Annotated in this window: 6 protein-coding genes; 3 read left to right on the top strand and 3 right to left on the bottom strand. The window is 65.0% G+C overall.

What is annotated here, in order from left to right:
- Nucleotides 1-189: serine O-acetyltransferase (locus tag VFB18_RS07485; protein ID WP_414675666.1), on the bottom strand; the 189-nt coding region annotated here is incomplete at its 3' end.
- Between the two features lie 58 nt (nt 190-247).
- Nucleotides 248-1,000: an alpha/beta hydrolase gene (locus VFB18_RS07480; protein ID WP_324973008.1), complete on the bottom strand. Its 753-nt coding sequence runs from the start codon at nt 998-1,000 to the stop codon at nt 248-250.
- A 73-nt stretch (nt 1,001-1,073) separates the two neighbouring features.
- Between VFB18_RS07480 and VFB18_RS07475 the strand changes: the two genes are divergently transcribed.
- Together VFB18_RS07475 and VFB18_RS07470 are read left to right on the top strand one after the other, a co-directional pair.
- A complete protein-coding gene (locus VFB18_RS07475) occupies nt 1,074-1,340 on the top strand; it encodes a zinc-finger domain-containing protein (RefSeq protein ID WP_324973010.1) in 267 nt (88 codons plus the stop codon).
- 12 nt (nt 1,341-1,352) lie between these two features.
- A complete protein-coding gene (locus VFB18_RS07470; protein ID WP_324973005.1) occupies nt 1,353-2,558 on the top strand; it encodes an FAD-dependent monooxygenase in 1,206 nt (401 codons plus the stop codon).
- A gap of 34 nt (nt 2,559-2,592) precedes the next feature.
- Here VFB18_RS07470 and VFB18_RS07465 read toward each other — a convergent pair whose 3' ends face one another.
- A complete protein-coding gene (locus tag VFB18_RS07465) occupies nt 2,593-3,081 on the bottom strand; it encodes a DUF4142 domain-containing protein (protein ID WP_324973001.1) in 489 nt (162 codons plus the stop codon).
- Between VFB18_RS07465 and VFB18_RS15785 the strand changes: the two genes are divergently transcribed.
- A partial coding sequence (locus VFB18_RS15785; protein ID WP_414675667.1) for a CZB domain-containing protein occupies nt 3,080-3,505 on the top strand: 426 nt, incomplete at its 3' end. The genes VFB18_RS07465 and VFB18_RS15785 overlap by 2 nt on opposite strands.

Raw genomic sequence — 3,505 nt, 5'->3', positions numbered from 1 at the left:
CTGGAGACGGCGCGCCAACCGGTGGCACACGGCATCCTCGAGACGCTTATGGTCGAGCACCGTGGCGTAGATGAAGCCGCCGAGCGCGGGCTCTGCCCTGCTGATCTCCTCCGCCTCGCGCCTGACCTGGCTCCAGACCGGGTCGTAAGCCTTGATCTCGCGTTCTGCCGTAGCAAGCGTCTTTGGCATGGCATCCTCACTGACTTCCCCTCTTGGAGGGGGACTTTTCGGCATAACTAGCACGGCCTTAAGGCCGCCGGGTTAAAAAGTCGAGCACCCCTTGCTTGAAGGCGGCATCGCCCACCGCCCGCATATGGTCGCGGCCCGGAATCTCAAGAAGTTGGGCCCCCGGAATCAAGGATGCAAGCTCCCGTCCCGACCCCGCGATCACGTCGTTGGTGCCGACGGCAATCAGCGTCGGAACGCCAATAGTCGCGAGCCGCTCAGGCGTGATCTTCTCCCGCGGCCCCCTGATGCAGGCGGCAAGCGCCTTGAGGTCGCTCTTCGTCTGCTCGGCAAAGGCCCTGAAACTTCGCGCCGTGTCGTTGGTGACGTCATTGATACTTTCCGCTTCGAGCGCCTTGGCGATGGGACCGCTCGCCACCACCCCCCTCACCATGTTGATGCCGAGCCCGCCAAGGATCAGGCCGCGCACGCGATCCGGATGCGCGAGCGCGAGGAAGGTCGCGATGCGCGCGCCCATGGAATAGCCGAGGACATCCGCCCGCGCGACGGCGAGATGATCGAGCAGCCGGCGCGCGTCCTCAGCCATCGCCGGTGCGCCGTAGACCTCGGGATTGTAGAGTTTCTCGCTTTTCCCGTGACCCCTATTGTCGTAGGCGATCACCCGCCGCCCGCTTTGCACGAGGACCTGCACCCAGCCTGGATCGACCCAGTTGGTCACGACGTTCGAGGCGAAGCCGTGGATCAAGAGGATTGGCTCGCCCTCCCCTTCGTCGATATAGGCAATCTCGACGCCGTCTGAATCGAAACTCGCCATTCGGCTCTACCGCTTTCTCCCTAGGGTCACTATGCTGCGCGCCACTGTCAGCATCATTGGAACCGGTACGATCATGGCGGCGCAGACCAAGGTCCCGCATCTCGTAAACGACAAGGGCGTCGACAAGATCAAGATCGGCGTCAAGGAATTTCAGTGCATGGGGGCGAGCCCGCCTTTCGACCATCCGCACGTCTTTCTCGACATGGGAGACGAAACGCAGATCATCTGCCCCTATTGCTCGACGCTGTTCGTTTACGACGGAAGCCTCGACCAGGACGAAAGCGACCCGCCCAGCTCCATCTATGTGGAGACGTCGCCTCCTGGGGCTCCGGCAGCCTGAGCACTTGGCTTCATGACGCCGGATAGCAAGATTCTGATAGCCGGCGGCGGCATCGGTGGCCTCACCGCTTCGATCGCGCTCGCCCAACAAGGCTTAAGCGCGACCGTGCTCGAGCGCTCGCATTTCAGCGAGGAAAGCGGCGCCGGTATCCAGCTCGGACCGAACGCTACGCGCCTCCTCGACCGGCTCGGATTGGCCGAAGCGATCCGCGAGGTAGGCTTCAGACCCGCGGGCCTTTTCATCTTCGATGGCCTCTCGGGCAGACGGCTCGCCACTATGCCTCTCGGGGCTTATGCCGAGGCGCGGTACGGCGCGCCCTACCTCACGCTCCATCGTGCCGACCTGCACGCTGCTCTTTACGCGGCCTGCAAAGCGGCAGAAGGCGTGACGCTGAGCCCGGGCTTCGACTTGACCGGTCTCGATCTGCGCGACCGATGCGTCAGCGCTATCGCCGCCGACGGACGCACGGCGGAAGCGCCCGCCCTCATCGGCGCCGACGGCATCTGGTCCGAAGTCAGGACGCTGATCGCGCCAGAGGCTCGCCTCGCTTTCACCGGCGACACGGCGTGGCGAACCCTCCTTCCCCGTAGCGAACTCACCGCCCCATTCGATGCGCCGGGCGTTTCTGTATGGCTCGGGCCGGATGCGCATCTCGTGCATTATCCCGTGCGCGGCGGAAAAGACCTCAACGTCGTCGGCGTGACGGCAGGCGGCAGCGAGGCCCGGGGCTGGAACAAGATGGGCGATAAGGCGGATGTGCGATCGGCCTTTGGACGTTGGTGCAAGGAGGTACAGTCCTTGCTCGACCGGGCGGAAGGCTGGCGCTGCTGGTCGCTCTACCGGCTCGACGGACTACCGTCATGGACGAGCGGCAGGATCGCTCTTATCGGCGACGCGGCGCACCCTGTACTGCCCTATCTTGCGCAAGGCGCTGCGCTTGCCATCGAGGATGCCGCCGCGCTCGCCAGGAGCCTCGCCGAGCATGACGGAGACGCGCCGCGCGCCTTTCCGCTTTACGAGGCCGCACGCAAGCCCCGCGCCGCACGCGTTGCCGAGCGGTCCGAGAAAAACGGAGCGCGCTATCACATGAGGGGGGCCATGCGGCTTGCGCGGAATTTCGTGCTGCGCCATCGGGCGGGCGAGCGGCTGCTCGCGGGATTCGACTGGCTCTACGCGGAACCGGACTCGCAATCTGAGCCGCGCCCGCCAAGGGCTTGATGCGATTCCATCTTCAGAGCGGTCTCCGATCCTATCAAGGAAGCTTGCGCGCCTCTTCGAGGTGCTGCTTAAGGACCGGCAGCACCTTGGCGGCGAAGGCCTTCATCACCTCGTCGTCGCCGCTTTGGGCATAGTCGGCGAACGCTTCCACCGCCGCCTCGTGCGCGTTGACCTGCTGTTTCGCATAGGTCCTGTCGAAGTCGCCTTCGTGCGCGGCGCTCAGGTCCTCGATCATGCGGCGATGCTTCTCGTCGAGCTCACTCGGGAGGGTGACGTCGATCTTCTCGGCGTCAACCACGCCCTTCAGCTCGGCCGTGATCTGGGTGTGAGCCTCGACCATCTGCTGGGCGAACTGCTTCACCGTCTCCGACTGGCCTCTTGCCGCCGCGAGCTTGCCGGCCTCGGCCTCGTACATGTCGTTGACCGCAGCTTCGCGCACGAAATCGGGCGTGGCCCGCGTCCCACACGAAGCGACGGTAAGCGTGACGAGGGCAATGCAGATGGCCGCCAGATAGAGTCGCATAGCACCCTCCCGTATCGCAGCGTGCCGGGGCTGCCTCGCCGTCCTCGTTTGCCGGGTAAACCCCGATGAGCGCGATACTGACGGCGACGCGCACCGCAAATGCCGGCTCGGCCAATGGTACTACCCGCTGACCAGGATGCGCACCGCCGTCGTAGACCGGCTTGGCTTTGCCGTGTTCGGCACCGAGCACGAGCATATGCACCGCTACGCGCCAAAGATGCTGCGCGCTCAAGCCTCTAGCGAGGCAGTCGACGACTATCAGCGCTCGCCAGCGCCCGGAAGCGCATCGCGGCGAGGAGTTTCTCACACCGAGGTCCCGCGCAACACAAAAGCCGCGCCGCTTAGCAGGCTTAATGGCCGGTGGGATCCCCCCTGCGGCCCGCCTCGTACAGGAACCAGACGCGCCGCTCGGCCTGGTCGATCC

It is taken from the genome of Methyloceanibacter sp. (assembly GCF_035650995.1).
In the GTDB taxonomy this organism is placed as follows: Bacteria; Pseudomonadota; Alphaproteobacteria; order Rhizobiales; family Methyloligellaceae; genus Methyloceanibacter.
The sequence above is the reverse complement of the archived record's forward strand: the minus strand, read 5'-3'. Positions and strand labels throughout refer to the sequence as shown.

What these genes read in the sequence shown, in the direction of transcription:
- VFB18_RS07480 (WP_324973008.1), bottom strand. Translation starts at nt 1,000, where the DNA reads ATGGCGAGTTTCGATTCAGACGGCGTCGAGATTGCCTATATCGACGAA.
- VFB18_RS07475 (WP_324973010.1), top strand. Translation starts at nt 1,074, where the DNA reads ATGGCGGCGCAGACCAAGGTCCCGCATCTCGTAAACGACAAGGGCGTC.
- VFB18_RS07470 (WP_324973005.1), top strand. Translation starts at nt 1,353, where the DNA reads ATGACGCCGGATAGCAAGATTCTGATAGCCGGCGGCGGCATCGGTGGC.
- VFB18_RS07465 (WP_324973001.1), bottom strand. Translation starts at nt 3,081, where the DNA reads ATGCGACTCTATCTGGCGGCCATCTGCATTGCCCTCGTCACGCTTACC.